The sequence below is a fragment of the Lentzea sp. NPDC004782 genome, from assembly GCF_040609115.1.
Classification (GTDB): Bacteria; Actinomycetota; Actinomycetes; order Mycobacteriales; family Pseudonocardiaceae; genus Lentzea.
Genome location: NZ_JBEXJN010000015.1, coordinates 62,275 through 88,462, shown reverse-complemented (window position 1 = coordinate 88,462; position 26,188 = coordinate 62,275). Strand labels below are relative to the sequence as shown.

Genomic DNA, 26,188 nt, shown 5'->3' with positions numbered 1-26,188 from the left:
ATTGCAACCACGGTTACATTAGGTGACGTGACCTTCGCCCTCGACGATGTGACGGTTCGGCGGGGTTCGGCCCAGGTGCTCGACGAGGTCAGCGCCCGCATTCCGACCGGCAGCTGCACCGGTGTGATCGGCTCGAGCGGCGCGGGAAAGACCACGCTGCTCCGCTTGCTCAACCGGCTCGAAGAACCCGACAAAGGCCGGATCCTGCTCGACGGCGTGCCGCTGCCGGAGCTGGACGTCCTGGCCCTGCGCCGTCGAGTCGGCTTGGTGCCGCAGAGGCCCGTGCTGCTCGCGGACCACGTGGCCGACGAGCTTCGGATCGGGCGTCACGACCTGCCCGAGAGTCGTGTCGACGAACTGCTGACGACGGTCGGCCTGCCGACGTCGTTCGCGGCGCGTCCGACGAGCGAGCTGTCGGGCGGGGAGGCACAGCGGGTGTGCATCGCGCGGGCACTGGCCGTCGAACCAGAGGTGCTCCTGCTGGACGAGCCGACGTCCGCACTCGACGAGGTGAGCGCTGTGCTGATCGCCGATCTCGCCAGGGCACACGCAACCGGCGGCGGCACCGTCGTTCTGGTCAGCCACAACCTCGACCTCGTCCGCGATGTCGCCGACGAGGTGCTCCTGCTCGAACACGGCAGGCTCGTCACCCCGGGGCAGGCCCGGTGATGGCCGACGTACCCGCACTCGGCTGGGGTGGCGTCGCCGCCTCCGCTCTCCTGGTCCTCCTCGTCGTCGCGGTGACCTACCAACAGCGTCTGCACCTGACCCGTGAACTGGCGATCGCCTCCGTGCGCGCGGCCATCCAGCTGATCGCCGTCGGGGCGCTGCTGGTCGTCCTGTTCGCCCGCACAGGTCTTCCCGGCGCTCTCGCCTGGGTCGTGGTCATGATCCTGATCGCCGGACAGGTGGCCGGCCGCCGCGGCGGAGGGCTGCCGCGCGCCCGCTGGGCGGCCACCGCCGGAGTAGCGGCGGGCAGCGCCGTGACGCTCGGCGCACTCGTGGCGTTGGGTGTGATCTCCACTCAGGCAAGGGTGATCGTCCCGATCGGCGGCATGATCGTGTCGGGAGCGATGCAGGCGGCCGGTGTGACGCTGCACCGCCTGGGCGAGGACGTGCGACAGGCCCGGCCGGTCATCGAGGCCAGGTTGTGTCTCGGCCTGTCCGCACGCGAGGCCTTCCTGCCCCATCAGCGCTCGGTGCTGCGCGTCGCCCTGATGCCCGCGATCGACTCCACCAAGGTCGTGGGGTTGATCAGCCTGCCGGGGGCGATGACCGGACTGATCCTGGCCGGCGTGGACCCGCTGACCGCGATCCGCTACCAGATCGTCGTGATGTACATGCTCCTCGCCGCGGCCGCCCTGGCCGCCCTGGCCACCGCCCGTCTGGCAGAGCGCACACTTTTCGACGACGCGCACAGGTTGATCAACTTGTCGGCGAGCCCATAGTAAAAACGTCGGCATTCACATGCCCTATGGCCGCCCTACAGCTCACTAAACACCGTATAACCAGGCATCCACGAGATAGCGGAGTGCCCATTTAGACAACAAATGACAACCGTGACAATTGGTCGAACGACACTGGTCCGACAACCGCAACCAGCTCGATCCTTGCCCTTTGGCAAGCAACATAAGCGCAGGTAAAAGGCCGGAAAGAATTCTTGTAGCCCGGCAACCGACGGGTTAGCATTCCTGCGATCTACGTGGAGTAACCACGGTTACACCCGAAGACCCACGCCGGTTGGTGATGGGTTTGTTTCGGCACGCCTGCACGGAGGACTGATGAACTTGGACCGCCGCCAATTGCTGTTGTCCGCTGGTGCGGCCGGAGCAGCACTCGGGATTGGACTGCCCGCCGTCGGGCACGCCGATCCAGCGCCTGCCGGCGATGGCGAGTCGTGGCGACATCTGTTCGTGCTGGACCGCGACCCGCTGTTCATGAACGTCGGCACGGTCGGTTCTCCCCCGCGCGCCGTGCTGACGGCCGAGACCGACGAGCTGAACCGCGTGGCACGGGAAGCGGCGAGCAACTACCACGGCACGTTCCTCGACGTTCGCACGCAGGTGGCACCGGGTTTCGGCTGCGACCCCGACGAGCTGTGGATCTCGGGCAACACCACCGAGGGGGTCGGGACCGTCCTCAACGGACTCGCGCTCGGCGCCGGGGACGAGGTGCTGACCACCAACCACGAGCACCCGGCGGTCAACACGCCGCTGGCGATCCTGCACAACCGGCGCGGTGTCGTGGTCCGCCGCGTCGCCCTCCCCGTCGGGGACAACCAGCGCGCCGAGGACCACGTGGCTTTGTTCGAGAAGGCCATCACGCCACGCACCAAGGTGTTGTTGTTCTCCGCGCCGATCTTCCGCACCGGCACGATGCTGCCGATCCGCCTGCTCGCCGAGCTCGCCCAGCGGCACGGCCTGGTCAGCGTGTGCGACGCGGCGCACGTGCCCGGCCTGTTCGACTACCGGTTCCGCGAGCTCGGCGTGGACTTCCTCGCCGGATCGGGCGGGAAGTGGCAGTGCGGCCCGGCCCGCACGGGTGTGCTGTACCTGCGCAACAAGGTGCTGCCCGCGTTCAACCCCAACCCGCTGCCGGAGTTCTGGCCCGCGATCACCTCGACGCAGGACTACCCGGACGCCGGGCTTCCCCCGCGCAGCAGCACCGCCACCGCCTCCTACGACATCGCCGCGTTGTTGCAGGACGTCGGCAACCCGAGCCTCGCTCAGATGACCGGCTTCGCGACCGCGTGCGCCACGTGGGATCGGCTCGGCCGCAAGAACGTTCAGGACTACTCGATCGGTCTGGCCAACCGGTTGAAGGCGGGCGTCGCCGAACGGTGGGGTGCCGGTGCCCTCTACAGCGCGAAATCCGACGCGCGGCTGCTCTCGGCCATGACGGCGTTCAACCCGTTCGCCAGGCCCGCGGACGTGCTGGACAAGGCGAAGGCCGACGCGTTCGTGGCCCGCCTGCACGACGAACACCACATCACCATCCGCAACACCATCGTCCCGGTGATCGGCTCACCGACGCCGCACTACGCGATGCGCGTCTCCACCCACCTGTTCCACCGCCACCGCGACGTCGACCGGTTCCTCGACTCCGCCTGGCGCCTGTCCCGGGCCATGGCCTGACCCGGAAGAAGGGGGGAACCGATGACAACCGCAGTGGCAGCCGAGCCACAGGACCGGACGGACGGTCCGTCCGGAAAGCGCCCGGCTTTCATCTACCTGATCGTCGTAGTGGTGCTGGCCGGAGCCGTGTTCGCGGCCGTCGGCGTCGCCAACGCCCGGCTCAATCCCTACGTGTACGACGACAACGCCATCGCCGAGGTCGCGCAGGGGCTGGCGGACGGGAAGAACCTCGCCAACTACGACCCCAACCTCGACCTGCGCAAGGTCCGCAAGATGACGATCGAACGGATGACGACCACCCCGGACGTCGTGATCTTCGGCGGCAGCCGGTGGCAGGAGGCGCGCTCCGAGCTCGTCCCCGGCGGGCACACCGTCTACAACGCCTTCGTCAGCAACGACCAGGTCGAGGACATGCTGGCGTTGACGAACATCCTGGACAAGGCGGGCAGGCTGCCGAAGACCATCGTGTTCAGCCTGCGGTTCGTCTCGTTGCAAGCGATCCCGGAACGCACGACCTACGACTGGAAGGGCTGGGAGTCCGACTACGCGGAGATGGCCCGCCGCCTCGGCGTTCAGCCGGTGTCCTATGTGGATAGAGCACCGGTGCAGCAGGTGTCCGGGCAGTACTACTTCCCGGACGTGTTCAGCCGCTGGCTGCAGGTGGATGCGGCCAAGTCCACTCCAAGACTCACCTCCGAGACCGAGACGCAGGACCTCGACATCATCGCCGCCGATGGTTCGCTGCACTGGTCCAGGGACAGCCAGGCCAAGTACACCAGGAAGTTCGTGGACAAGGCCGTCGACGGCGAGATCCTGCGCGCCGGGCCGACCCGGCCGGGCATCGACCGCGGCGCCGTCGACCTGATGGGCAAGCTGATCGACTGGTTGAAGGCCAAGGGCGTCAAGGTGTTCGTCGCGCAGTCCCCGTACCACCCCGACTACTGGAAGCGCATCCAGAACTACCCGTTCGGCAAGACCCTGCAGGGCCTTCAAGCGGTCGCCACCGAACTGCAGAACACGCACGGCGCGATCGCCTACAACCACTACGACCCGGCGGGCTTCCCGCACTGCGTGCCGGAGAACTTCGTCGACCACATCCACCCGACGTGGAAGTGCCTGCAGGACGCGTTCAACGACATGCCCGACCTGGTGACCGGGGTGAAGAGATGACCCTGACCTTCACGTCCTACGTGTTCCTGCTCCTCTTCCTGCCGGTCGTGATCGCGGGCTACCACCTGCTCACCCGCATCTTCGAAGGCCAGCGCCCGGCACTGGTCTGGCTGGTGGCGGCGTCTTTGACGTTCTACGCCTTCCAGGGCTCGGGTTTCCTGATCGTCCTGATCGGATCGGTCGTCTTCAACTTCCTCGTGGCCTGGTGGATGAGCACGCGCGAGGCCGGAAGCGGTTCGCGCCGGCTCGCGCTGGCGGTTGGGCTCGTGGGCAACCTGGTGCTGCTCGGCACCTACAAGTACACCGGGTTCCTCGCCGACAACGTCAACGCGCTGCTCGGCACGCATCTCGGCAAGGTCACGGCGGCGTACCCGATCGGGCTGTCGTTCTACACGTTCATCCAGATGGGCTTCCTGATCGACTCGTACGCCGGTCGGAGCAAGCGCCCGGACGTGCTGCGGTACACGTTGTTCGGGACGTTCTTCCCGTACATCACCGCGGGCCCGCTGGTGCGCCCGAACGAGGTGCTCGGCCAGCTCGACACCCCGGTGCGGGAGCGCACCGGCACCACCCAGATCGCCGTGGGCGCGACGATGTTCGCGATGGGCCTGTTCAAGAAGGCCGTGCTGGCCGACAGCGTGGCGCCGTACGCGGGGACCCTGTTCACCTTCGCGTCCGGGCACGACGACGTCGGCGTCGTCAACGCGTGGCTCGGCATGCTCGCCTACGCGCTGCAGCTGTACTTCGACTTCTCCGGCTACACCGACATGGCGCTGGGCATCGGGTACATGCTCGGCATCCGGCTGCCGCAGAACTTCAACTCGCCGTTGAAGGCGACCAGCATCATCGACTTCTGGCGCCGCTGGCACATGACGATGACCCGCTGGTTCACCGACTTCGTCTACACCCCGCTGACCGCGAACCTGATGCGGCGCAGCATGACCAAGGGCTACACGACCGCCGTCCGGGTGCTGCTCGTGCTGTGCCTGCCGGTGATCGCGACCTTCCTGCTCGTCGGGCTGTGGCACGGCGCCGGGTGGGGGTTCGTGGTCTGGGGCGGCATCCAGGGCGTCGCGATGGCGGTGAACCTCGTGTGGCGCGAGGCCAGGCTGCGGATGCCCGGCGTGCTCGGCTGGCTGCTCATGATGATCACGTTCGTGTCGTCGCTGACGTACTTCAGGGCGCCCGACCTCGGTACCGCGAACACCGTCCTGGCGGCCATGTTCGGCTTCGGCCCGTCCGGAGCACCAACCGGTCAGTTCTTCGGCACCACCAACCTGTTCGGCGTGCTCACCGTCACGCCCGTCGTGCTGTGGGTGCTCGCCCTGCTGGCGATCGCGGTGTTCTTCCCGCGCAACACCGAGCAGATCCTCGGCCGCTACGACGTCGCACTGCCCGCCATCGCCCAGGTGCCGGACAAGCCGTCGAAGATCCGCCTGGACTGGCAGCTCAACCTGCGCTGGGCCCTGCTCACCGCGGCCGCCGCGGGGACCGCGCTCGTGTTCGCCGGCGGTCCTTCACCGTTCCTGTACTACCGGTTCTGAAGGGGAGCAGAGTCATGACGTTAGCCGAGGTGTTCGCCGAGGTCTTCGAAGAGCCGGCGGACAGCTTCACCGACGAGTCCGACCAGCAGTCGGTGCTGAACTGGACCAGCATGCGTCACGTCGCGCTGCTCGTCCGGATCGAGAAGGCGTTCGGCACCCGCTTCACCAACGCCGAGATGGCCACGATGCGCTCGATGGGCGACATCCGCGAGGCGTTGACCCGCAAGGGAGTCCAGGCAGCATGACCGCCAGACTGCCGCTCGTCGCCGATCCCGCCTCCGTGCGGGACCCGGTGACGTGCCGACGCCACCGGGAACTACCCGAGTCCGTGCGCCGCGCGCCGGCGGCCCACGACGTGCCGCTGTACGTCGTGCTGGCGACCGCGTTCGCCCGCGTGGTCGCCGACTGGTCCGCCCAGTCGCAGATCCAGTTCTCCGTGCCACCGGACCGGACCGTCATCGCGGACATGGACCCGCGGCGCTCGTTCCTCGACTGCGCCCGCGACATCCACAGCCAGCTCCCGGAACCCGTCTCCGCTTTCGCCGTCGGGACCTGGCTGACCCACCGCATCGACGACGGCCTCACCTGGGACGCGGTCGACGCGCTGTTCGCGGCCGGAGTGGTCGACAGCATGACCGCGGCGCACGAGGCCTTGTTGGACACGCTGGCCGAACACCCGGCCGCGTGGCTGGGCCCGGCACCGGAGTGCCTGCCACCCGAGCAGGTCCGCCTGCGCGAGAAGGTCAACTCCACCGACCACCCCGTCGACGACGTCCTGCTCCACGAACCGTTCTGGGGCCAGGCGGCTCGAACCCCGGACGCGATTGCCGTGATCGGCTCGCGCTCGCTCACCTACGGCGAACTCCGTCGTGGCGCCGCACAACTGGCCACTCGGGTTCACGGTCACCGCATGGTCGCCGTGATCATGCGCAAAGGCTGGGAACAGGTTCTCGGTGTGCTCGGCACCCTCGCGGGCGGCGCCGCCTACGTACCGATCTCCCCCGATCTACCTGTCGAGCGGCTGCACCACCTCCTCCGACACGCGGAGATCACCCTCGCGCTCACACAGCCCGGTGTGGTGGAGGACCTGCCGTGTGAGCACATCGAGATCGATCCCGGCTTGCTGGAGGGCGACGAGCCGGCCGTCGAGTGGCCACAGGCGACGACCGATCTCGCCTACGTCATCTACACGTCCGGCTCGACCGGTCTGCCCAAGGGCGTGATGATCGATCACCGCGGCGCGCAGAACACGGTCCTCGACATCAACGACCGGTTCGGCGTCGGCCCGGCCGACCGCGTGTTCGCGCTGTCCTCGCTCAGCTTCGACCTGTCCGTCTACGACATCTTCGGCCCGCTCGCGGTCGGTGGCGCCATCGTCCTGCCGCCGCCCGGAAGCGAGCGCGCTCCGTGGGACTGGGCCGACCTCCTGAACGAGCACGAGGTCACCGTCTGGAACAGCGTCCCCGCCCTCATGGAGATGCTCGTCGAGTACAGCGAAGGCAGGGAACTGCGGCTTGCCGACTCCTTGCGGCTGGTCCTCATGAGTGGTGACTGGATCCCGGTGTCGCTACCCGATCGCATCCGCGCACTGTCCACACCGGACATCACGCTGATCGGCATGGGTGGTGCCACGGAAGCCTCGATCTGGTCCAACTTCTACGAGATCGGCGAGGTGGACCCCAGCTGGCCCAGCATCCCCTACGGCACGCCGCTGTCGAACCAGTCCTTCGAAGTCCTCGACCCGGCCCTGCGCCGCAGACCCGACTGGGTACCCGGTGAACTCCACATCGGCGGCCGCGGCGTCGCCATGGGCTACTGGCGCGATCCGGAGAAGACCGCCGGATCCTTCATCACCCACCCGGTAACCGGCGAACGCCTGTACCGCACCGGCGACCTCGGCCGGTACCTGCCGGACGGCAACCTCGAGTTCCTCGGCCGCGAGGACTTCCAGGTCAAGATCAACGGCTTCCGCGTCGAACTCGGCGAGATCGAAGCCGCCCTGCTCTCCCACCCGGACGTGACCGGCGCCGTCGTGGTCGCCACCGGCAGCCGCAACAGCAAACGACTCGCCGCCTACGTCACCCCGGCACGCGCAGACGTCGACGCCCTCCGCAAGCACCTGGAGGCGAAGCTCCCGCCCTACCTGGTGCCGGAACGCATCACCGCGCTCCCGCAGTTCCCCTTGACCCACAACGGAAAGGTCGACCGCACCGCCCTACCCTAGCCCGATCAGACCCGCCACCAGGCCCAGAACCGCCGCAACGCCGAGCACCCGCAGCACCGGCCACTTGAGCCGGAAGACCAGCACCGCGGCTACCAGTGCGATGACCAGGGAAGATGGACTTCGACGCTTCCCCTTGCTCCGCGTCACCCGACGGGCTCCTGCTCCAGGAGCGCAGGACGGCCATCCGCCCCGGCAGGCACCGGGTAGAAGCTGTGGTGGGTGGCCGGGTCGACCGCAACCACGTGCGCACCATCGGCCAAATGACCCGATCCGGCCACGCTCAACCGCCGATCACGCAGATCCAGCACGGTGACCACACCGCTCTCCGCAGCCACGTAGAGGCGGTGCGCCGCCTGGTCGTAGGCCAGCACATCCGGATCCGCCCCCACGGCATGAGTGTCGAGCACCTGCTCGGTCTTCAAGTCCACGGTCAACAAGGTCGCGTTCCCGTCGCACGCGACGAACGCCAGCCGGTCAGCTGTGTCCAGGCCGAGTCCGTGATCGTGCTCGCAGCCCGGCAACGGCACCCGCCGCTGCACCGTCAGACTGGCCGGGTCGACCACCGCAAGGTCGTTGCGGCCCTGCACGTCCACCAGCATCCGGTCGCCGTCCGGGTCATAAGCGACGTTGCCGACCTCGCCGCCCAGCTCGACCGTGCCGCGCACGGCTCCGGTCGCGGCGTCGATCACCGTCTCCGACCCGCCGGACTCGTTGGTCGTCCAGATCGCGCCCCGCCGCGAGTCGTACGCCAGCCCGTCCGGATACGCACCCGTCGCCGCCTGACCGGCCACCGTGCCGTCGTCCTCGTCCAGGATGACCATCCGGTTCGCCCCGGTCGCGGTCGCGAACACCCGGTGCAGCGCGGGCACCACCAGCACCCCGTGCACCTGCGGCAGGTTCGGAATCGTGCGCACCACACGACGCGCGCGGACATCGATCTCGATGACCTCACCGGCACCCAGATGTGCCACGAACAGCAACCCGCGGTCGGCGTCCAGGCTCGCGTAGTCGAACCGCGAGGAATCGCCCGGCAACGCCACCTCACCAGCCGCTCGCAACGGCAGCGCCGCCGATGACGGCTGCCGACCGCCGCTGCACGACGCCACCGCGAGCACCACGACCGCCGCACCCGCAGCCATCAACATCGAGCCAGACCGCGCGGCCAGCCTCATCGCACCTACCTCTCCCGCCGAAAGCAACCGAGGTTACAGTGCAGGGGGTGGTGTCCCGGTGTGCTGCGGAAATGGGCCTGCACGCCAGCCTGCGCAACGCGGTGCTGCGGGACATGGACGCAGCGAGCAGATCGGCCAGGCGTGCCGCCGCACGGCCAGCCAACTCTTGCGCCACATGGGACATCTGCCGGACAAGCCGCACCGTGCGGCACCGATGGCGTTCCACCAGGCCGGGAATCCGCTTCCGGAACGTCTGCCGCGGGCAGTTCCGAGCCGGGCAGACCAGCCGCCGTCCGCGCACCCTGACGACGACCTGGCGGCCATCGACCGATCAGTGGAACACATGCGCGGGTTCGGGAGTTGGGGGATGGTATGAGTCAACTCGTCGACCGCGCGATCACTGCCCTGCGTGCCGAGCACGACCTGCTCGCCGGTCTCGTCCGCACCTTCACCGACGAACAGCTTGCCCTCACCAGCGGCGCCGCGGAATGGACCGTCGCTCAGGCTCTGTCCCATCTCGGCAGTGGCGCGGAGATCGGCCGTGCGCCGATCGCCCGGGCCGCCGGAGAGACCGTGGCGCCTGAGGACAACCAGACGATCTGGGCCCGCTGGGACGCGTCCGCGCCGCGGGCGCAGGCCGAGGGCTTTCTGGAGCACAACGGCCGCTGGCTCGACATGGTCGAGGCGCTCACGCCCGAGCAGCGCTCGTCGCTGACCGTCGACCTCGGCTTCCTGCCGGAGCCGGTCCCGCTGCTGACCGCCCTGGGCCTGCGGCTCAACGAGGTGGCCAACCACTCGTGGGACGTGCGCGCGGCCTTCGACCCGCACGCCGGGGTGAACGCCGACTCGGCCGCGGTGCTCGTCGACCTCCTGACCGGGCCGATGGGCTTCATGCTGAGCTTCCTCGCGAAGCCGGCCGAGCTCGCGGACCCCGTGTCGGTCGCGATCCCCGGCGCCGGTCTGGTGATCGACGACGCGGTCACCGTGGTGGACCACCTCGAGTCACCTTCCGCGACGTTCAACGGTCCGCAGGAAGCGTTCGTCCGCCTGATCAACGGCCGGCTCAAGGCACCGTACGACAGCGGCGTCACCGTCGAGGGCAACGTCACGCTCGACGACCTGCGTCGCGTATTTCCCGGCTTCTGACGGACCTGCCTGACACGCGGGCAGTTCCTCGCGGGCAGCAGGCACACCGGCTGCTGCAGGGGTGCGCACGCAGGGAGAAGATGCCAGACGGGCCCGCCACCGCAGCGGTGACGGGCCCGTTCCGGTCGCGAGATCAGCAGTTGCCGAGCAGCCCCCAGTAGATCCACACGCCGGCGCGGCCGCCGACGATGTTGCCGTGGGCCCACGTCAGGTCCGGGCCCCCGGACTCGAACACGTCGAAACGCCGGCCGCGGTGCACCTGACCCAAAGGCGTGCCTTCCGGCGTCTTGCGATAAATGACGTTGTTCTCCTGCACGCAAACGATTGACTGCGCGGACACCGGTGCGGCCGAGGCGGTGGACGCGCCGACCGTGATCAGGGCGGCGCTCGCGGCGCACACAACGGCCATTGCGGTGAACTTCATGCTTTTAGCTCCCCAGTTCAAGAAGTTGACCTACGTTTCCGTTCTAGCGGTTCGGAGACGTTCTGCATTGCGAATGTGACCCACGTCGCCTTCGGCGCCGGAGAGGGGCCACCGCTGGAGCTCGGCGGGACCGCACTCGTCGAGTTCGCAGTTGATCTGCGGCGTTTGCGTCAAGCACGGCGATGCGAGCGCGGAGGTCACCCGGGGTTCCACCTGGGGCCACACTGTCCACAAGGGACGGTTCGCTCAGGTCGCGATCCGCCGGTGCGATGCGTCCCAGGTAACCGGGGCAGATCCTGGAGTGCCGGCGGCGAAAGCCAGCAACAACATCACCACGTGGATGCGATGTGTTCCGGAGTCGGCCATCACTCCCAGAAGCGCTTCATCACGTCTGCGAACCTCTCCACCAGGTATGCGCGGTGCACCGGGTCGTTGGCGTCCGGACGCACATTCGGGTACTGGTGTTCGACGTAGTACTGCGTGGAGAACCGGCGCAGCTCCTCGTGCGTGAACCGGGCGGGCGAGATGCGCCGGATCGACTTGCCGCGCGCGGCCGCCCGCGAGATGATCTCCGCCGGGACGATGAACTGCTGTGGTGCGATCAGCAGCACCGATTCCTTCGCGTATTCCAGGGCGGTGACGAGCATGATCTCCCACCACCTGTTCCAGTCCAGGTACAGCCCGTAGGTGTCGGCGAGGCGCTCACGCAACGGCTCCTCGTTCTCGACGATCTCCACGGGCGGCACCCTGGAGTAGAGCGAGTCGCCCAGCCGGGCGCGGATCTGGTCCAGCGTGTTCGCCCAGCCCTGGAAGTTCAGCCGGGCGTAGACGTCGTAGGCCCACACCTTGATCGGCTCACCGAGCGCGTTCTTCAGGTCGGGCTGAATGGTCAGCGTTCTGCCCAGGTACCAGTCGACGACCTGGGTCTCGGCCGCGGTGCCGCAAAAGGTGTAGCCGAGCTGGCACTGTTCGTCGCCCAGGTCGACCGAGTCGTAGCGGGCGGAGAGCCACATCACCGGTTCCGCGTGGTCGATCACCGGCTTGCGCACGGTGCGGGACCGGCGGACATAGAGCTTCGGCTCCTTCTTGTAGTAGCTGCGCAACGTGCGCCGGAAGTCCAGGCCGTCGTGCATCGAACCCTGGAACTCGATGCTCTTGACCTCGTTGTCCCCGACTGTCTTCGCGAGGTCGAACGCCTTGCCGCGCATGCAGTCCATGAACTCGTCGGCAGGTGGCCAGGTGGAGCGCTCCCACCCCTGGCGGGTGGGGTTCGGCAGCCTGACCTGCCGCCGCGACGGCGGGCCCTCGACCTCGATGATCTCCCCGAACGGCAGGTCGGGTGCGAAGTCCGGCGAACCGTCGTGCGGCGCGGCGGTGGTGCCGACGACCTCGAAGTAGTGCTCGAGCTGGGCGCAGTTGCGGGCCACCCAGACCGCGCCGCCCCGTGCGCGCGGTTTCGTGACGCCCACCTCGAACAGCGACTCGCGCGTGCCCTTGATGCGCCCGATCCGTTCCACCTTCACCTGGTCGAAGTAGCCGAGCAGGTCCCGGAAGACGCGTTCGCCGAACAGGTTGCCGAAGCAGCCGCGGCAGGCGGTCAGCACCGTCTCGAACTGCGGCGAGATCCGCTTCTCCGCTTCCAGCAGCTTGGTCAGCACCTGCGAGAACACCTGGTAGTGCCGCACCGACAACCGCAGGTCCGTCGCCTCCACGCTCAGCTTGTGGATGAGCCACAGCAGGGCGGTGCTCTTGTCGAACTCGTGTGCCGTGCCCGCCGCCCGATGTTCCTCGTACCGCTGGACCAGGCGCGGGATGTAGTCGAGGTAGCGCAGGAGGATGTGCAGCGCCGGCTCGTGGATCTCGTACTTCATCTTCGGCAACGCGGGCCGCACGTCGTCGGTGAACAGCTCGGGCTGGCGCAACAACCGCTGGATCGCCGGCACGTGCGTAGCGCTGCACACGAACAACACGCGCCGGTACCGCAGATGCAGCCGCCGCAGCTGGGCCGCCATGTGCAGCTCGCGCCAGGTGTCGACCGGCTCGAACCGCGACGGCGGATGGGCGAGGCGCTCGGCGACGAGATCGAGGTACCACTGGGCGCCGTGCTGCAGCGCCAGGCCGTCGTCCGGCCAGTCCTCGTCGGCCATGCAGAAGCGGTCGACCAGGTGTCCCGGTGCGATCTCCTGGTCCACGAACCGCAGCGGGATGGCGCGATCGGTGGCGATCCGGACCGCCTCGGTCATGCCGTCGGCGGGGGTCACGGGGAAGACTTCGCGCTGGTCGCCGTCGCTCACCCTGGAGATCACCAGCGACACGCGCGGCAGCTTGTCGACGGCCTTGAGCATCGGCGCGTGCACGGACTCGGGCAAGCCGACGGCGATGACGTCCTGCTCGTCGAGTTGCAGCTCGCGCACCGTCCGCTGCACCTGGACGGCGAAGTTGAGGTGATGGCGCAGCACGGGAACGATGTAGACGTTGCCCTGCCTCAGGTACGGGGAGCTCATGCTCAGCTTCTGCGGCCGACGACGAACGACGCGACCTGGTCGAAGATCTTCGTCTTCTGCCCGCCCACGTGCTGTTCGTAGTTCATCGCGTAGTTCATCAGCGCGACCGCCTGCCGGACCGAGATGTCCTGCCGCTCCTGCTCGTAGTACCAGTCCGTGAAGGCCACGAGGAAGTCCGGCGAGGGGCTCAGCGAGGTCCGGATGATCTCGTGCACGTCCTCGAACGGCGGGTGGTCGATCTCGATCACCGGCAACGTCCGCTGCTCGATGTACTCGGGCAGCACGTGCCCCTCGTTGCTGAGCGACGGGTTGAGCGCGCAGCAGAACCGGAACCGCTTCCTCGCGGCACTGTCCCTCGGGCCGATGTTCATGCCGGTCATCGCGGAGTAGATGTACTGCCGCCCGTCGAGCACGGACGCGAGCGGGCTCAGCGCGCGGTCGGGGACGCGGTTGATCTCGTCGAAGAAGCACAGCCCGCCCTCGTACAGCGCCGTCGCCAGCGGACTCGCCCGCAGCGTCAGCGGTGGAACCTCGCCGTACACCGCCTCCGGATCGGGCGTCAGCAGCAGGGCGAGGTCCTCCGGCGTGAACTCCTCGTGCCCCTGGACGATGTAGAGCGGCATGTCGAGCCTGCGGGCGATCTCGTACACGATCTCGTTCTTGCCCAGCCCCGGCGCGCCCTCCAGCCGGAAGTTGAGCGGCGGGGCGCTGCTGTCGACGAGCTCGGTGCCGTCGCTGCTGATCCCCCACGCGACCCGGCACAGCTGCAGTTCCTTGTCACGTCCGACGAACGCGCGAGGCGGCACCTCGACCGGTTCCGCCAGCGCCACACGCACATCGTCGATCTCCACATAGCGGGCCATGCGCCTATCCCCTCGTCTCCACGCGGTCCTGGACAGAACGGCAACTCACCCTGAAACCCAGCCGGTGGTAGCGCACGAACGGGTCGAACCACCCGCCGATCACGGACCAGACGGGGTTGTTCGCCTCCGCCGTGTCTCCGCCCTTCACCACCATCGACGCGCCCCTTCCGGTTTCCTGGACAGCGGACAGGTCCTGCAGGTGCTGCTCGGTCGCCGACATGACCGACATCGACGTGTTGCACCACTGCCAGACGGTGCCGAAGAGGTCGTGCGCGCCAAGGTGGTTCGGCGGGTGCACCCCGACGGGAGCGCCGAGCTCGTGGGGCTGCGACTGCATGTGCTGCTCGATCTCCGAGGCCACCTTCTCGATGATCGCGATCGACTCGGCGGCGTCGATCCAGCGGGGCGGCGGGACGGCGGGAATCCCGTTGCGCCCGAAGAACTGCCTGATGGCCCTGGCGATCGACGACCTGCCGCCGCGTGGGCCGGCCGGGACGTGGTTGCCCCGCGCGATGGCCAGTGCCCGCTCGAAGATCTGGTACTGGCCGTGCGCAGCCCAGTCCCACTCGACCGCGGACGGCAACCGGAAGACCCGGCCGGGATGCCTGCTCGTGAGCCACGCGCAGTACGCGCTCGCCTCGAAGAAGCTCACCCCGGTGACCGGCTGGTTGGGCAGGTTGAACCGGCTGTTCAGCCAGTACCGGGGAAACCGGAGCTTGTGTTCGTTGATCCAGCGCCAGCCCGTTTGGTCCCACCACCCGCGTTCGGTGTAGCCGCCGTGCGTGACGAACTCGGCGAACTCCATGTTGGTGACGGGATAGCGGCCGATCAGGAACGTGTCCATCAGCTCGGACCGGGGCGCCTCGACCAGGTTCTGCGCCGGCGCGTCCACCACGATCCGGGGGTCGAGCCGGCCGAGGGTTCGCGCGAGTCGCGTCCGCGTGCGCGGATCGTCGGTCTCGTCCATCCGGCGCAGGAGCGCGCTCGACGTCAGCTCACCCGCCCGGCCGCCGCGGCCGCGCAGCTCCAGCACGCAGTCGTGCGCGAGCTCGAGGTCGCCGCGCTGGGCGAGCACCTCCGTCAGGCGCACCGCACCGGCGTCGTCCAGCAGAGCGATCAGCATCCGCAGAACGTCGTCCCAGCCACCGTTTCCGGCGAGGTAGCGGCGAACGACGGCGTCGACGTTCGAGGTGGCGGCCAGTCTCGCCAGCTCGCGTGCGGCGAAGTAGTCGCGCAACGCCTCGAACCTGAACTCCAGGACGGCGGGATCATCGCTTTGCCGCAGCAGGCCCAGCACCCGTCCGGTGGCGATCAGGTCCTGGGCCGCCGCCTCGCCGAAGATCCGACGCCGGGCTCCCACCACCTTCAGCTCGAGTGCCACCTCGCCCAGCCAGTCCTCCGTCACGCGCCGGTCGACCCCACCCCACTCGCCCCACCGCGAGACGTAGAGCTCCAGGATCGAGGCCAGGGTGGCGCCGTCGAGGTCCTTGCTCGTCAGCTCCAGATCGCACAGCAGGCTCAGCAGACGAGGGTTGCTCAGGTGGCGGGAGACCGAGGTGCCGTTGCCCAGCAGCAGATCGAGCAGCGACGGGTGCCCTCGCCGTTCTCTGACCAGCGCCCTGATCTGCAGCTCGCTCAACTCGCGGATCGCCACGTCACTGATTCGCAGCAGGCGTGCGGTGCGCTCGTCCCGGCACGCGAGCAGGGCGCCCATCCTGGGGTCGTCGGCGCGCAACCTCTCCAGATCGGCGTTCAGCCTGTTCTGCGCGGCCGCGGACAGCTCGTCGACGTCGTCGAGCAACAGGTACAGCGGAGAACCGAACAACCGGCGGAACGCCCGCACCGAACCGAGGCGGCGCACCAGGGCGTGACACGGCAACGTGAACCGCGCGCCGCCCTCGCCGAACGAAGCGAACGCATCCTCGGCGATGAGCGCCTCGACCCGGCTGGTCAGGCCGACGTGCTCGTTCTGCGCCAACGGGAGGTAAAGAGGCAGGTAGTGCTGCACGCGGAGGCCGGTCTCGCCGCGGTACGGCAGCGACCACGCGTGCTCGATGCCCAGCAACGAGGTGGTCTTGCCCGCGCCCGTTCCGCCGGAGACCGTGCCGAACGGCACCATCGCCGGCAGGTCGTCAGTGGCCTCGACGAAGCCGACGACCACGTCCTCGCCACGCGCCTCGGTGTTCTTGCGGATGTCCGCCGCGAGCTCGACGAGACCGCGCTGCCGGGCCGCGGTCCGGCAGCGCGCCTCCAGCCGGAACGCGATCTCGTGGAAGCCCAGCTCGGTGAGCCGTCGCGCGATCTCCAGCGCGATCTCGACCTCCTCCGCGCCGGCGATCGGCGAGTCCACCAGGGACGGCCGCGCCGGGAGGGTTCGCAGGACCTCCGCGACCGCGTGCGGCAGCATGGCGCTGTTCGCGCTGAGCAACGGGAACAACGTGGTGCGGAAAGGGAGTCTGCCGCCGAGAAGCCGCTCGCAGTCCTCCGCGCGATGCCGGTACCGCTCCCCGAACAGGGGTGCCGCGGTGAGCACCTGGGCACGTCTGCCGAGCCGTTCGACGTCCTGCGGTGCCAGCACGAACCGCGGCAACCCTGCCACGATCCGGCGGTCGTTCACGCCGGCCCAGGTCAGCAGGGCTTCGATGCGCGTCGCGAGATCGCTCGTGAACGCCTGCTCCGGCAGCACGCCCGAGAAGTCGGCGACGACGAGCGCCTCCGGGGCCAGGTCCGATCCGTCGATCTGGTGCGGCAGTTCCTCGCCGGCGAGCCAGACGGCCTGCTCGCCGGCGGACCTCGCGAGCAGGACCTGCGGCACGTCGGCCGCGAAGTCCGTGATCAGCACCAGCGACCGCTCGTCGTCCGGAGCTTCGTCCCCCGGGAACACGACCGGCGGCGAGTCCACGAACGCGGGCGCGGGTTTCGACCGCAGTCCTCCTCCACGGCCGCGGCTGCCGAGCACGGGTGCCGGTCCCAGCGGCGGCTCGGTCTCCGCCGGCTGGCTGAGCAGCAGGCGCAGCAACGGTTTCATGCCCGCCAGCGACATGTCCCGCACGTGGTACACGGTGGCCGAGTTCGGCGCGAGGAAGTCCGGTATGCCGTCCACGGACTGGCCCGGCAGCACGACGGGGAGGAACCGGTCCAGCGCACGCTGATCGAGGTAGAAGGCGTCGCGGATGAGCCGTGCCTCCCACTGCACCCCACGTCCCTCGTCCGGTGCGCTGCGCGCCTCCGCTCGGCGGCGGTACGCGGCGGAGGCGATCACGAGCACGTGGTCGGCCAGGCGAACCTGCTCGCCCATCCACACCGGCCAGTCCTGCCGTCGTTCCGCGGCCAGCAGGTCGAGTTTCGCGTCAACGCCGTTGTCGCGCAGGAAGTAGTAGAGGTCGCGGACAAGTTCGATGTGCTCGGCCGACTCGTGCGCGTACGAGATGAACACCCGGCACGGTCTGTCGGCGCCGCCAGCCGCCATCAGCATCACCTCACACCTTGGATCGCGCGAGGCACGCGGTTCGTTCCTGCGTCACGCAGAACAAACGCCGACAATGCTGAAAAAGTGCGGGTTGTCCAAGAACTGGCCACTAACTGGCATGGAGTGGCCCGGAAGCAGGGACGAGATTTTCGGCGTGCCTGCTTCCGGGCCTTTCCTCCTGCTCGTCCGCTGACCGAGCAGCTGCACCCAGAACTGGTCGCCGTCGAGGATGCGGTCCCAGCCGTACCAGTTGTTCAGCTGGATCCCGCCCTCCCGGTTGACCTTGGCGTCGATCAGCCGGCCGGACACCGGGCCGCCGCTCGTACCGCCCTGGTAGGTCGACGCGAACGGGTACTCGTCACAGTTGATCTTCTTGCCGTCCACCCACCAGACTCGTCTCGCCGGGCGCGAACACGGCGTGCCTCTCGGCTAGGTGGTTCGTCACGTCCCCGGCGGAAGGACCGACCAACAACACAGGATCGCCGAAGTTGTCGATGACTTCCAGGATGCCGGTCGACACTTCGGCTCGCGGAGACGGCGTGAAGTCTCCCCACCGCACGTAGAAGTCCCTGCTGCGGTGCACGTCAGCGACCCGGAGGGCCGTGTTGGGGATGTCCGTCAACCACACCTCTTCATTCCGTTCATCGTTTCCAGACCGAGCGAGCCCGTTGATCTCGACCGAGGAAGTGAGCCGATGAGACCGACCGTGCGGATTGTCCCGTTCGACGTGCACAAGGCGACCGAGGCCGACTTCACCGCCTACTACCGAGTGGCAGCGGCGAGCCAGGAGATCGATCGCCCGGACGAGCCACCCGCCACCTGTGACGACATCGTCAACCGGTTGAAGAACCCGTTCGTCGGCTTCGGCGCCGAGCTGATCTGGATCGCGTACGAGCACGACAACCCAGTCGCGATCGTCACGTCCGACCTGCCCGAAGACGCCAACAGCCACATCGCGGTGTGCTACATCACCGTCCACCCCCAGGAACGACGCCGAGGCATCGGTACAGAAGTTCTTCGAGGCATCCTCGCGGTGCTGCGCGCGCAGCACCGCACCCTCGTCGAAGGCTGGGAGCTCTCGAAGGGTGGCCCCGGTGAACTGTGGGCCAGGGCGATCGGCTTCGACGTGGCGAACACGATGTACGTGCAGAGCCTGACGTTTGCGGATGTGGACCATTCGCGATGGGACATCCCCGCACCAGACGGCTACCACCTCCAGCAGTGGTCGGAACCAGCACCGCAGGACCTGATCACGTCCTACGCCCGTGCCCGGACCGCCGCAGAAGACGTGCCTGGCGGGGAGTCGACCTACCGGCCGCCAACATGGACACCTGAACGCGTCAGGAAGACCGAAGCGGAGTTCGAGAAGAAGGGCATCGAACACCGCGTGGTGGTCGCGGTGGACAACGTCACTGGTGAGGTGGCCGGTCTGACCGAGATCGAACGGTACTCGCACCGTCCGCTCATCGGCTTCCAACGCGACACCGCCGTGCTCGCCGCGCATCGCGGACGTGGACTGGGTGCGGCCATGAAGGCGCACATGCTCCGTTGGCTGATCGCCGACCACCCGGACACGGAGAAGATCATCAGCGGCACGAACGAGCTGAACATCCACATGCGACGGGTGAACGCACAAATGGGCTTCACCACCACACGAGTCGTGACCACGGTGCACCAGAACATCTCCGTGCTGGAGGCGGCCTTGGCTGCCCGATGACGCCATCACCGATCATCGCCGTCACCCGGCCCACGAAGTACGAGGCGGTGTGCTGGTCACCTGTGGGGTGCCAGAAGTGAGGCCGACGGCGAAGCCGAGCGGATGAACGCGATGTTCAGCTGTCCGGGACACCTGGCCGGCGTCGCCCGGTTCAAGGACAGGGCGATCGGTCTGCTGATGTCCGCGTCCGATCCCCTCGACCACCGGGGAGGACCGATGGGCCCACCGAAGAAGTACCCCGACGAGCTGCGTGAGCGGCCGACGATCGCTTCTTGCGTGGGTGGCACGAGCAGCGCATCGCCATCTTCGACGGTGCCCTGCATCCGGGTTTGACGGGTCTCCGCCAAACCCGGACGAGGAGGAACGACCTAGCGGCTTGGCGACACGTGGTGGTCGGTTGGTTGCCACGGCGGAACGGATATCGCGATGAATCGTGCGCCCTCGTCGCCGGCGGTCACTCCATGATGGACACCGGGCGGGATCGCCACGACGTCCCCGGTGCGCAACGTCTTGGGAACACCGTCCAGCAACACGGTGATCGAACCTGCCAGCACGACATAGGTCTCTTCGGTGCGCAGGTGGAAGTGCTCTTCGACGGCACCGCCGGGAGCGAGTGTCGAGCACGCGACGGTGTGGCTTGTGCTGTTGCCGAGTTGAGGACCAACGAGCTCCTGCAGGGCGTGCCCGTCGGGCGAAGACGCGGGTTTGATCGCTGTGTGCGAAGCGGAAGACAACGGAGGCGCGGTGGCGACTCCGGCCACATAGGACTGAAGTTCGAGCGGAAGTGGCTGCACGCCGGGCTTTGCGGTGCGCCAGCCTTCGGTGATCAGCCAGTCGCAGCTCAGCACGGTGACGGCGCTGAAGAGATCCCAGAGGTCGTCGCCGTAGGTGCGGTCCGCCGCGAGGTTCACCGGACTGCCGCCGGCGAGGACGTACAGGGACTTTCCGGCGGGGCGGAACTCCACGATGCCGGGCATCGGTTCGCCCGCGACGCTCGCGTTCAGGTGACCGAAGTCGATCTCGGCCGGGGAGTGGCCCGCGTTCGCGACGATCGCGCCGTCCGGCAGGCGGTCCAGGACGTCGGCGTTCAGCACACCGGCGCGTCCCGTCGCGGTGACCACGTAGTCCGCGGCGTGGGCGGCGGCCTGTGGCGTGGGAACGACCGCGTGACCGGCGAGGTGGGCGTTGAGGGCGCGCAACGGATGAGGTTCGGCGACGGTGACCAGAGCACCGAGCTTGCGGGCGCGGTCGGCGATGCCTTCGCCCACTTTGCCGTAGCCGACGACGAGAAAGCGTTTTCCCTCCACGGACATGCCGGTGAGCCAGGCGATGGCGCCCAGAACTCCGGCGGCGACGTGGTGGCGGTGTTCGACGTCCTGCTTCAGCGGGATGTCCGCCCACTGCAGCACGGGGAACGCCACGGACAGCTGCTCGAGCGCGGTGATGCCGGACGTCGTGGACTCGACGGCGGCCAGCGGAGGCACGCCGGCGGCGACGAGGCTGGTGACCAGTTCACCGCCCGTGTCGAAGACGAGCTCCGGCCGCCACTCGACCGCGTCCCGCAGGCCGTCGAGAAAGGTGAAAGACGAGAGGTGCTCCAGTACCTCGGGAGGGGAGGTGTTCGGGTCGCACACTCCGAGCCGAAGATCTACGCCTGTTTTTGAGAGCCACTCGAACAGCGGTACCGAATTAGCGGTGATGTGGCCCCAGTACGCGAAGCGCCTGCCCGGGGAGCTGCGCTTCGCCAAGTCGCCGATGACGCGACGGGTCACGGGCATGGTGCGCTTTTGCCAGTTCAGGCGGGGAATCAGTGTCGAGTCGGTCATCCGGTTCCTCGTGTCAAGTTGGCCGAATCAGGGGTGCGGCGTCGGGTGTCGGTCATGAACCGTTCACCTGGAAGTCGCGATGATGCCCTGGTGACTCCGCGCACCTGTGCAGCAGTTGCAAGGTGGTTGCGTAGTGCGTTGATTCTGTGCCAAGGTGTTGGACAACGCAGAGTAAAGCAGCCTGGGGGAGGCTTGGCCTTGCGAACAATTGTGATCGGTACTGGCTTCGGGCGACAGCATCTCTCCTGGTTGTCGGAATGTCCAGGAGCTGAGGTGCGGTTCATCGGCTTTTCCAGCGATGAGAGACGTGCACGGGAACTGGCCGCCGAGTTCGGTGTTCCGGGGGTGACCGGCGATCCGCTGGCGGTCATCGAATCGGGCGAAGTGGACGCGGTTGCCGTGGCGAGTCCACCGGCAACTCACGAGCTGTACGTCAATGCTGCCGTGACGGCGGGGCTGACGGTCGTCAGCGACAAGCCGCTGGCCGCGGACGTGGCGAGTGCGGCCAGGATCGCCGATCGCGCGAAGGCCGCCGGTGTGGCCAACGCCGTGACGTTCCAATGGCGCGCGAACACGGCGTTCCGGAGGCTGAAAGAGCTGGTCTCCATGGGGCAGCTCGGCGAGGTGGTGCACCTCGATCTCGAGTTCCGGCACGACTTCCTGGCCGGCCCGACGACGGCGTGGCCGTGGCGGCACAGGTGGCAAACCGCCGGCGGAGGTGCACTCGGCGACATGGGGGTGCATCTGTTCGACCAGGTCAGGTGGCTGGTACCGGGTGACTGGTCGGCCACCGCGGCCACCGCGTCGGTCGTGTGGCCGCGACGGCAGGCGATCGACGGCTCGGTGGCGGTCGAGTGCGAGACCGACGATGTCGCCGAGGTTCTGCTGAGCAACGGCACAGCGGGTGCGCGGGTGTTCGTGTCACGCGTGTCCAGCGGCTACAGGACGTTCCGCGTCCAGGTTTCCGGAACTCAGGGTGTCGCCGTGCTCACAGCGGACCCGGACGACGGCAGTGCCACGCTCACCGTTCGGTCGGCGGGGTCCGATCAGCTGGACGTGCGGTTCGGTCCGGACGCCATGAATCCTTATGCCGCGTTGCTGGCACGGGATCCCGAGTCCGCGTCGTTTTTGGACGGATATGCGGCTCAATTGCTGGTCGACGAGGCCTTGCGTCTTGGCGGCGCAACGCCGTCAGTAATCCTGACAGGTTCACTGAACCAAATTTGAGCAGTGTGTGCACATCGCCCTGCCCCTTTTCCGGGGCGAGTGGGCGGTGTTCGCCTGCCTGGGGAGGGGTAAGGAAATGTCAAAGCCAATCCTTCTTGCTGTCGCCGGTATGGGCAACAACATCTCGGCGTTGTTCCAAGGGGCCGAGTTCTATCGCAAGCTGGCCGCCGAGGGGACGTCCGAGGAGGACTTCCCCGGCATCAAGCTGCCGCGCATCGGCGGTATCGGCGTTTCTGACATCGAGTTCGTCGCGGCGTTCGACGTGCACCCCGACAAGGTGGGGGCGAAGTTCGGGGACGCCGTTCTCGCCCCGCCGAACAACTACCCGCGCCTCGACGTCGACCTGCCCAATCCCGACGTGGTCGTCGACGAGGGCCTGTCCGCGGACTTCACGCCGCAGCAGTTCGACGCCGTGGTTTCGAGGCTGCGGGAAAGCGGTGCCGAAGTGCTGCTGTACTCACTGCCGACCGGTCTGCAGTGGGCGGCGACGGCGTACGCGAAGGCGGCCCTGGAGGCCGGCGTGGCGTTCGTCAACTGCACGCCGGAGCTCGCGGCGCGGGACGAGGAGCTGCTGGCCGCGTACGAGGCGGCGGGCGTGCCGCTGATCGGTGACGACTTGGCGAGCCACCTCGGCACGTCGGTCGTGCACCGCGTGCTGCTCGGTCTGCTCAGCGACCGCGGTCTCACGCTGTCGAGCAGCTACCAGCTGAACTTCGGCGGCAACGAGGACTTCCGCAACCTGCGCGACGCCGGCGCGAGCAAGCGCCAGTCGAAGCTGAACGCGCTGGCCCAGGAGGGCGTCGACACCACACGGGTCGAGGTCATCCCGTCCGCCGGGTTCATCGGGCAGCTCAAGGACAACAAGGTCGCGATCCTCAACGTGGAGGGTCAGGGCTGGGCCGGTACGCCGGTCTCGCTCGACCTCAAGCTCAAGGTGCAGGACTCCAGCAACGCGGCCGGTGTGATCATCGACTTGATCCGCGTGGCGGCGGCGGCGAAGCGCGCCAACGCGGGTGGGTTCTCGGCCGCGGCGGTGCCGGTGCTGAAGTCGCCGGCCGGTGGGCACCCGAAGTACTCGGCCGCCGACGTGCGCGAATCGCTGCAGCAGCTCGACGGAGTCACGGCGGCCCAGTGATGGCAGCCACCACCGCACCCGTCCGGGTCGTCGTGCTCGCGTATCCGCGAGTCGACGAGCTCGACCTGTTCGGCGCGTACTCCGTGCTCACGAAGGCCGCGCCGCGGCTCGACGTGCGCATCGCCGCACGCGAGGAGCAGATCACGGGGTCGGGTGGCGTCACCTTCACAGCGGGCACCGATCTCGCCGCGGTGGCGTGCGCCGACGCCGTCGTCGTGCCGGGCGGGCGCGGTGCGGTGGACGCGGCGGCCGACGCCGAGCTGCGAGAGGTGTTGCGGGCGGCCGGCTCCAGAGGAGCGGCGGTGTACGGAGTCTGTTCCGGCACTCTGCTCATCGCGGCGGCGGGCCTCGCGGACGGCCGCAAGGTCGCTGTGCACCACGGAAAGCGGGACCTGCTTCGCGCGCACCAGGTCGGGGAGGTCGTCCGCGGCCTGGTGCGCGACAGAGGAGTCAGCACGGTGGGCGGCGACCAGCGCGACTCGGTGAAGTCCGTCGACCTGGCGTTCGCGCTGCTCGCGGACTTCGCGGCGGACCTGGTCGAGCCGATCTCCACGCGGATGGAGCTCCGGCCGGGAAGGAGTGCGTCATGACACGGGGCTGGGTGCTGGTGACCGGCGCGAGCCGGGGCATCGGCGCGGCGGTCGCGCGGCGGCTCGCGAAGTCCGGGTTCGATCTCCTGCTGTGGGCACGTGACCAGGAAGCGCTGACCTCGGTGGCCGCCGAGGTCGGTGCCGTCCGGGTGCGCACGGCCGCGGTCGACGTCGGCGACGCGACTCAGGTCGACGCGGCGGCGGAAGCGCTGCCGCAGCTCGCCGGGGTCGTGCTCAACGCGGGCAGCGGCAGGTGGGCACCGTTGGGCGACGTCACGCCCGACATGTGGTCCGCCACCGTCAGGACGAACCTCGACGGTTCGTACCACGTGCTGCGCGCAGTCCTGCCAAGGCTTGCGGCACAAGGGCTCGTGGTCGGCATGCTCTCCGATTCGGTGCGCTATCCGCACGCCGGACGCGCCGCCTACACGGCGTCGAAGGCCGGTATGGCGGCACTGCTGGAGGTCGTCCGGCGCGAGGTGAGGGAAAGCGGTGTGCGGATCAGCGCGTTGCTGCCCAGTCGTGTCGACACGTACTTCCAGGGCAGCTACGCCGAAGCAGGGCCGGGGACGCGCGAGGGCTCACTCAGCGCGGACGACGTCGCGGAGGTGGTCGGCGGTCTTTTCGACCTGCCCGGTCACGTCGAGGTGCGCCGGCTCGAGCTCGCGGCGATGACCTCCACCTACGGCCCGTTCCCGGAGAGGGTGCCATGAAGACCACGCTCGTCCCCCGAGGACATTCGAAGCCGGTGGGCAAGTACTCGCCGGGGCTGTCCGTCGACGGCGGCCGGTTCGTGTTCGTCAGCGGTCAGGTCGCGACGGACGAACAAGGCAACGTCGTCGCCCCCGGCGACGCGGCGAAGCAGACCGAGATCGTGTTCGAGCGCATCGAGCAGGTGCTCGCCCAGGCACAGGCGACTCTGGCGGACCTCGTCAGCGTCGTGATCTACGTCGTGGACGTCAAGCGCGACTTCGCTGCGGTGTCGGGGGTGCGCAACCGCGTGCTGTCCAACCCCCCGCCGACGAGTGCGCTCGTCGAGGTGTCGAGTCTGGTCGAGGACGGTTGTCTGGTGGAGATCAGCGGGATCGCCGTGGTGGCGGGGACATGAGCGCGGCACTCGACCAAGCCCTGTCCGAAGTAGACGGTGAACGGCTGTGGGCGGCCGCGACGGGGGCACGGGTCCTCGTCGTCGGCTCGCTCAACGTCGACCTCATCCTCGAGACCCGTGGCGAACAGCCACCGGACGAAGGTGCGGTGGAGGTGCACACGGCCACCACCCTCGTCGGCGGCCACGCGGGGAACTGCGCGTCCGCGCTCGCCGCGCTCGGCATCCAGGTGAGCGTCGCCGGCGCGGTCGGCACGGACCCGGACGGCGATCTGCTGATCGCCGACCTGGTCGACCGCGGCGTCGACGTCACGGGCGTGCGGCGGCGTGCGGACCAGCAGACCGGGCGCGTGGTGATCCCGGTGTTCGGGGAGAAGCACTACATGCTGCTGATCCGCGGCGCGAACGACTCGTTCGGCGCGGACGACCTGCGGGACGTCCTCGACGACGAGTACGACGCCGTGATGCTGTTCGACCCGAACGTCGAGGCGTTGCGCGCGGTTCGCAGCCAGAAGGGGCTGCTCTGCTGGACGCCTGGTGGGGTGTACTCCGCCCATCCCGTTGCCGCACAGGTGGTTCCGCACTGCGACGTGGTGTTCGTCAACCGGACGGAACGAGATCAGCTGGCCAGGCACGTGGCCGATGTGCCGGGCGAGCTCGTCGTGACGCTCGGTGGTGACGGCTCAATGCTGCGGCACGGGAGTGAGGAGATAGTCATGCCCGCACGCAGAGTGCCGGTCGTCGACCCGACGGGCGCGGGTGACGCGTTCGCCGCCACATACCTGCTGACCAAGCTGGCGGGTGTCACTGCAAGTAGTCGTTTGGCTACCGCTAACGTGAGTGGCGCGCTCGCTGTGGGCGCCACTGGGGCGAGATCACGGCTCGCGACGCTGCCGGACCTCCTTCAGCACGTGTCCGAGAACAGAAACGGATGAATC

The 26,188-nt window shown here is 68.3% G+C and carries 24 protein-coding genes and 1 pseudogene; 15 read left to right on the top strand and 10 right to left on the bottom strand.

What is annotated here, in order from left to right:
• The first annotated feature begins 27 nt into the window (after positions 1-27).
• From ABZV40_RS16480 to ABZV40_RS16450, 7 genes are all read left to right on the top strand, one after another.
• Positions 28-669 carry an ATP-binding cassette domain-containing protein gene (locus ABZV40_RS16480; RefSeq protein WP_355441336.1) on the top strand — a complete coding sequence of 214 codons (642 nt, stop codon included), beginning with the start codon at positions 28-30 and terminating at the stop codon, positions 667-669.
• Positions 669-1,448, top strand: coding sequence for an iron export ABC transporter permease subunit FetB (gene fetB / locus ABZV40_RS16475; RefSeq protein ID WP_355441333.1), 780 nt, complete (start codon positions 669-671; stop codon positions 1,446-1,448). The genes ABZV40_RS16480 and fetB overlap by 1 nt, the downstream gene beginning before the upstream one ends.
• Before the next feature lie 333 nt (positions 1,449-1,781).
• Complete coding sequence (locus ABZV40_RS16470) at positions 1,782-3,134, top strand: aminotransferase class V-fold PLP-dependent enzyme (RefSeq protein ID WP_355441330.1); 1,353 nt, start codon at positions 1,782-1,784, stop codon at positions 3,132-3,134.
• Between the two features lie 21 nt (positions 3,135-3,155).
• Complete coding sequence (locus tag ABZV40_RS16465; RefSeq protein ID WP_355441327.1) at positions 3,156-4,304, top strand: hypothetical protein; 1,149 nt, start codon at positions 3,156-3,158, stop codon at positions 4,302-4,304.
• On the top strand, positions 4,301-5,848 hold the full coding sequence (locus ABZV40_RS16460) for an MBOAT family O-acyltransferase (RefSeq protein WP_355441324.1): 1,548 nt from the start codon (positions 4,301-4,303) through the stop codon (positions 5,846-5,848). Before ABZV40_RS16465 ends, ABZV40_RS16460 begins: the two co-directional genes overlap by 4 nt.
• Positions 5,849-5,862: 14 nt before the next feature.
• The gene (locus ABZV40_RS16455; RefSeq protein WP_355441321.1) at positions 5,863-6,093 is read left to right on the top strand and encodes an acyl carrier protein; all 231 of its coding nucleotides are present in this window, start codon (positions 5,863-5,865) and stop codon (positions 6,091-6,093) included.
• Positions 6,090-8,072 carry an amino acid adenylation domain-containing protein gene (locus ABZV40_RS16450; protein WP_355441318.1) on the top strand — a complete coding sequence of 661 codons (1,983 nt, stop codon included), beginning with the start codon at positions 6,090-6,092 and terminating at the stop codon, positions 8,070-8,072. The genes ABZV40_RS16455 and ABZV40_RS16450 overlap by 4 nt, the downstream gene beginning before the upstream one ends.
• Here the strand turns inward: ABZV40_RS16450 and ABZV40_RS16445 are convergent.
• From ABZV40_RS16445 to ABZV40_RS16435, 3 genes and pseudogenes are all read right to left on the bottom strand, one after another.
• Positions 8,064-8,219, bottom strand: coding sequence for a hypothetical protein (locus tag ABZV40_RS16445; RefSeq protein WP_355441316.1), 156 nt, complete (start codon positions 8,217-8,219; stop codon positions 8,064-8,066). The two genes, ABZV40_RS16450 and ABZV40_RS16445, sit on opposite strands and share 9 nt — an antisense overlap.
• Complete coding sequence (locus tag ABZV40_RS16440) at positions 8,216-9,244, bottom strand: YncE family protein (protein WP_355441314.1); 1,029 nt, start codon at positions 9,242-9,244, stop codon at positions 8,216-8,218. Before ABZV40_RS16440 ends, ABZV40_RS16445 begins: the two co-directional genes overlap by 4 nt.
• An 85-nt stretch (positions 9,245-9,329) precedes the next feature.
• Positions 9,330-9,572, bottom strand: a pseudogene (locus tag ABZV40_RS16435) (ISL3 family transposase); the annotation flags it as partial.
• 44 nt (positions 9,573-9,616) lie between these two features.
• On the opposite strand from ABZV40_RS16435, the gene ABZV40_RS16430 reads away from it, so the two are divergent.
• On the top strand, positions 9,617-10,390 hold the full coding sequence (locus ABZV40_RS16430; RefSeq protein WP_355441311.1) for a maleylpyruvate isomerase family mycothiol-dependent enzyme: 774 nt from the start codon (positions 9,617-9,619) through the stop codon (positions 10,388-10,390).
• A 133-nt stretch (positions 10,391-10,523) separates the two neighbouring features.
• Here the strand turns inward: ABZV40_RS16430 and ABZV40_RS16425 are convergent, their stop codons facing one another.
• From ABZV40_RS16425 to ABZV40_RS16400, 6 genes are all read right to left on the bottom strand, one after another.
• Positions 10,524-10,814 (bottom strand): hypothetical protein, encoded by a 291-nt coding sequence (locus ABZV40_RS16425; protein ID WP_355441308.1) that lies wholly within the window; start codon positions 10,812-10,814, stop codon positions 10,524-10,526.
• Positions 10,815-11,179: 365 nt separating this feature from the next.
• Positions 11,180-13,318, bottom strand: a complete 2,139-nt coding sequence (locus tag ABZV40_RS16420; RefSeq protein WP_355441305.1) for a hypothetical protein — start codon at positions 13,316-13,318, stop codon at positions 11,180-11,182.
• Positions 13,319-13,320: 2 nt separating this feature from the next.
• Entirely contained in the window at positions 13,321-14,181 is an 861-nt protein-coding gene (locus tag ABZV40_RS16415; RefSeq protein ID WP_355441303.1) for a MoxR family ATPase, read from the bottom strand.
• A 4-nt stretch (positions 14,182-14,185) separates the two neighbouring features.
• Positions 14,186-17,656: an SUMF1/EgtB/PvdO family nonheme iron enzyme gene (locus ABZV40_RS16410; RefSeq protein WP_355441300.1), complete on the bottom strand. Its 3,471-nt coding sequence runs from the start codon at positions 17,654-17,656 to the stop codon at positions 14,186-14,188.
• A 45-nt stretch (positions 17,657-17,701) separates the two neighbouring features.
• Positions 17,702-18,034 carry a NucA/NucB deoxyribonuclease domain-containing protein gene (locus ABZV40_RS16405; RefSeq protein WP_355441297.1) on the bottom strand — a complete coding sequence of 111 codons (333 nt, stop codon included), beginning with the start codon at positions 18,032-18,034 and terminating at the stop codon, positions 17,702-17,704.
• On the bottom strand, positions 18,009-18,272 hold the full coding sequence (locus ABZV40_RS16400; RefSeq protein ID WP_355441294.1) for a hypothetical protein: 264 nt from the start codon (positions 18,270-18,272) through the stop codon (positions 18,009-18,011). The genes ABZV40_RS16405 and ABZV40_RS16400 overlap by 26 nt, the downstream gene beginning before the upstream one ends.
• Positions 18,273-18,344: 72 nt before the next feature.
• Here ABZV40_RS16400 and ABZV40_RS16395 point away from each other — a divergent pair, with 72 nt between their 5' ends.
• Positions 18,345-19,367, top strand: a complete 1,023-nt coding sequence (locus tag ABZV40_RS16395) for a GNAT family N-acetyltransferase (protein WP_355441291.1) — start codon at positions 18,345-18,347, stop codon at positions 19,365-19,367.
• A 368-nt stretch (positions 19,368-19,735) separates the two neighbouring features.
• On the opposite strand, the gene ABZV40_RS16390 is transcribed toward ABZV40_RS16395, so the two are convergent.
• On the bottom strand, positions 19,736-21,193 hold the full coding sequence (locus tag ABZV40_RS16390; RefSeq protein WP_355441288.1) for a cupin domain-containing protein: 1,458 nt from the start codon (positions 21,191-21,193) through the stop codon (positions 19,736-19,738).
• Between the two features lie 90 nt (positions 21,194-21,283).
• Between ABZV40_RS16390 and ABZV40_RS16385 the strand changes: the two genes are divergently transcribed.
• The 6 genes from ABZV40_RS16385 to ABZV40_RS16360 all read left to right on the top strand — a co-directional run bounded on the left by ABZV40_RS16385 (position 21,284) and on the right by ABZV40_RS16360 (position 26,185).
• On the top strand, positions 21,284-22,420 hold the full coding sequence (locus ABZV40_RS16385) for a Gfo/Idh/MocA family oxidoreductase (protein WP_355441285.1): 1,137 nt from the start codon (positions 21,284-21,286) through the stop codon (positions 22,418-22,420).
• Between the two features lie 76 nt (positions 22,421-22,496).
• Entirely contained in the window at positions 22,497-23,555 is a 1,059-nt protein-coding gene (locus ABZV40_RS16380) for a hypothetical protein (protein ID WP_355441282.1), read from the top strand.
• Complete coding sequence (locus ABZV40_RS16375; RefSeq protein WP_355441279.1) at positions 23,555-24,145, top strand: DJ-1/PfpI family protein; 591 nt, start codon at positions 23,555-23,557, stop codon at positions 24,143-24,145. The genes ABZV40_RS16380 and ABZV40_RS16375 overlap by 1 nt, the downstream gene beginning before the upstream one ends.
• On the top strand, positions 24,142-24,858 hold the full coding sequence (locus ABZV40_RS16370) for an SDR family oxidoreductase (RefSeq protein WP_355441276.1): 717 nt from the start codon (positions 24,142-24,144) through the stop codon (positions 24,856-24,858). The genes ABZV40_RS16375 and ABZV40_RS16370 overlap by 4 nt, the downstream gene beginning before the upstream one ends.
• Positions 24,855-25,253 (top strand): RidA family protein, encoded by a 399-nt coding sequence (locus tag ABZV40_RS16365; RefSeq protein WP_355441274.1) that lies wholly within the window; start codon positions 24,855-24,857, stop codon positions 25,251-25,253. Before ABZV40_RS16370 ends, ABZV40_RS16365 begins: the two co-directional genes overlap by 4 nt.
• On the top strand, positions 25,250-26,185 hold the full coding sequence (locus ABZV40_RS16360; RefSeq protein ID WP_355441271.1) for a PfkB family carbohydrate kinase: 936 nt from the start codon (positions 25,250-25,252) through the stop codon (positions 26,183-26,185). The genes ABZV40_RS16365 and ABZV40_RS16360 overlap by 4 nt, the downstream gene beginning before the upstream one ends.
• The last annotated feature ends 3 nt before the right edge of the window (positions 26,186-26,188 follow it).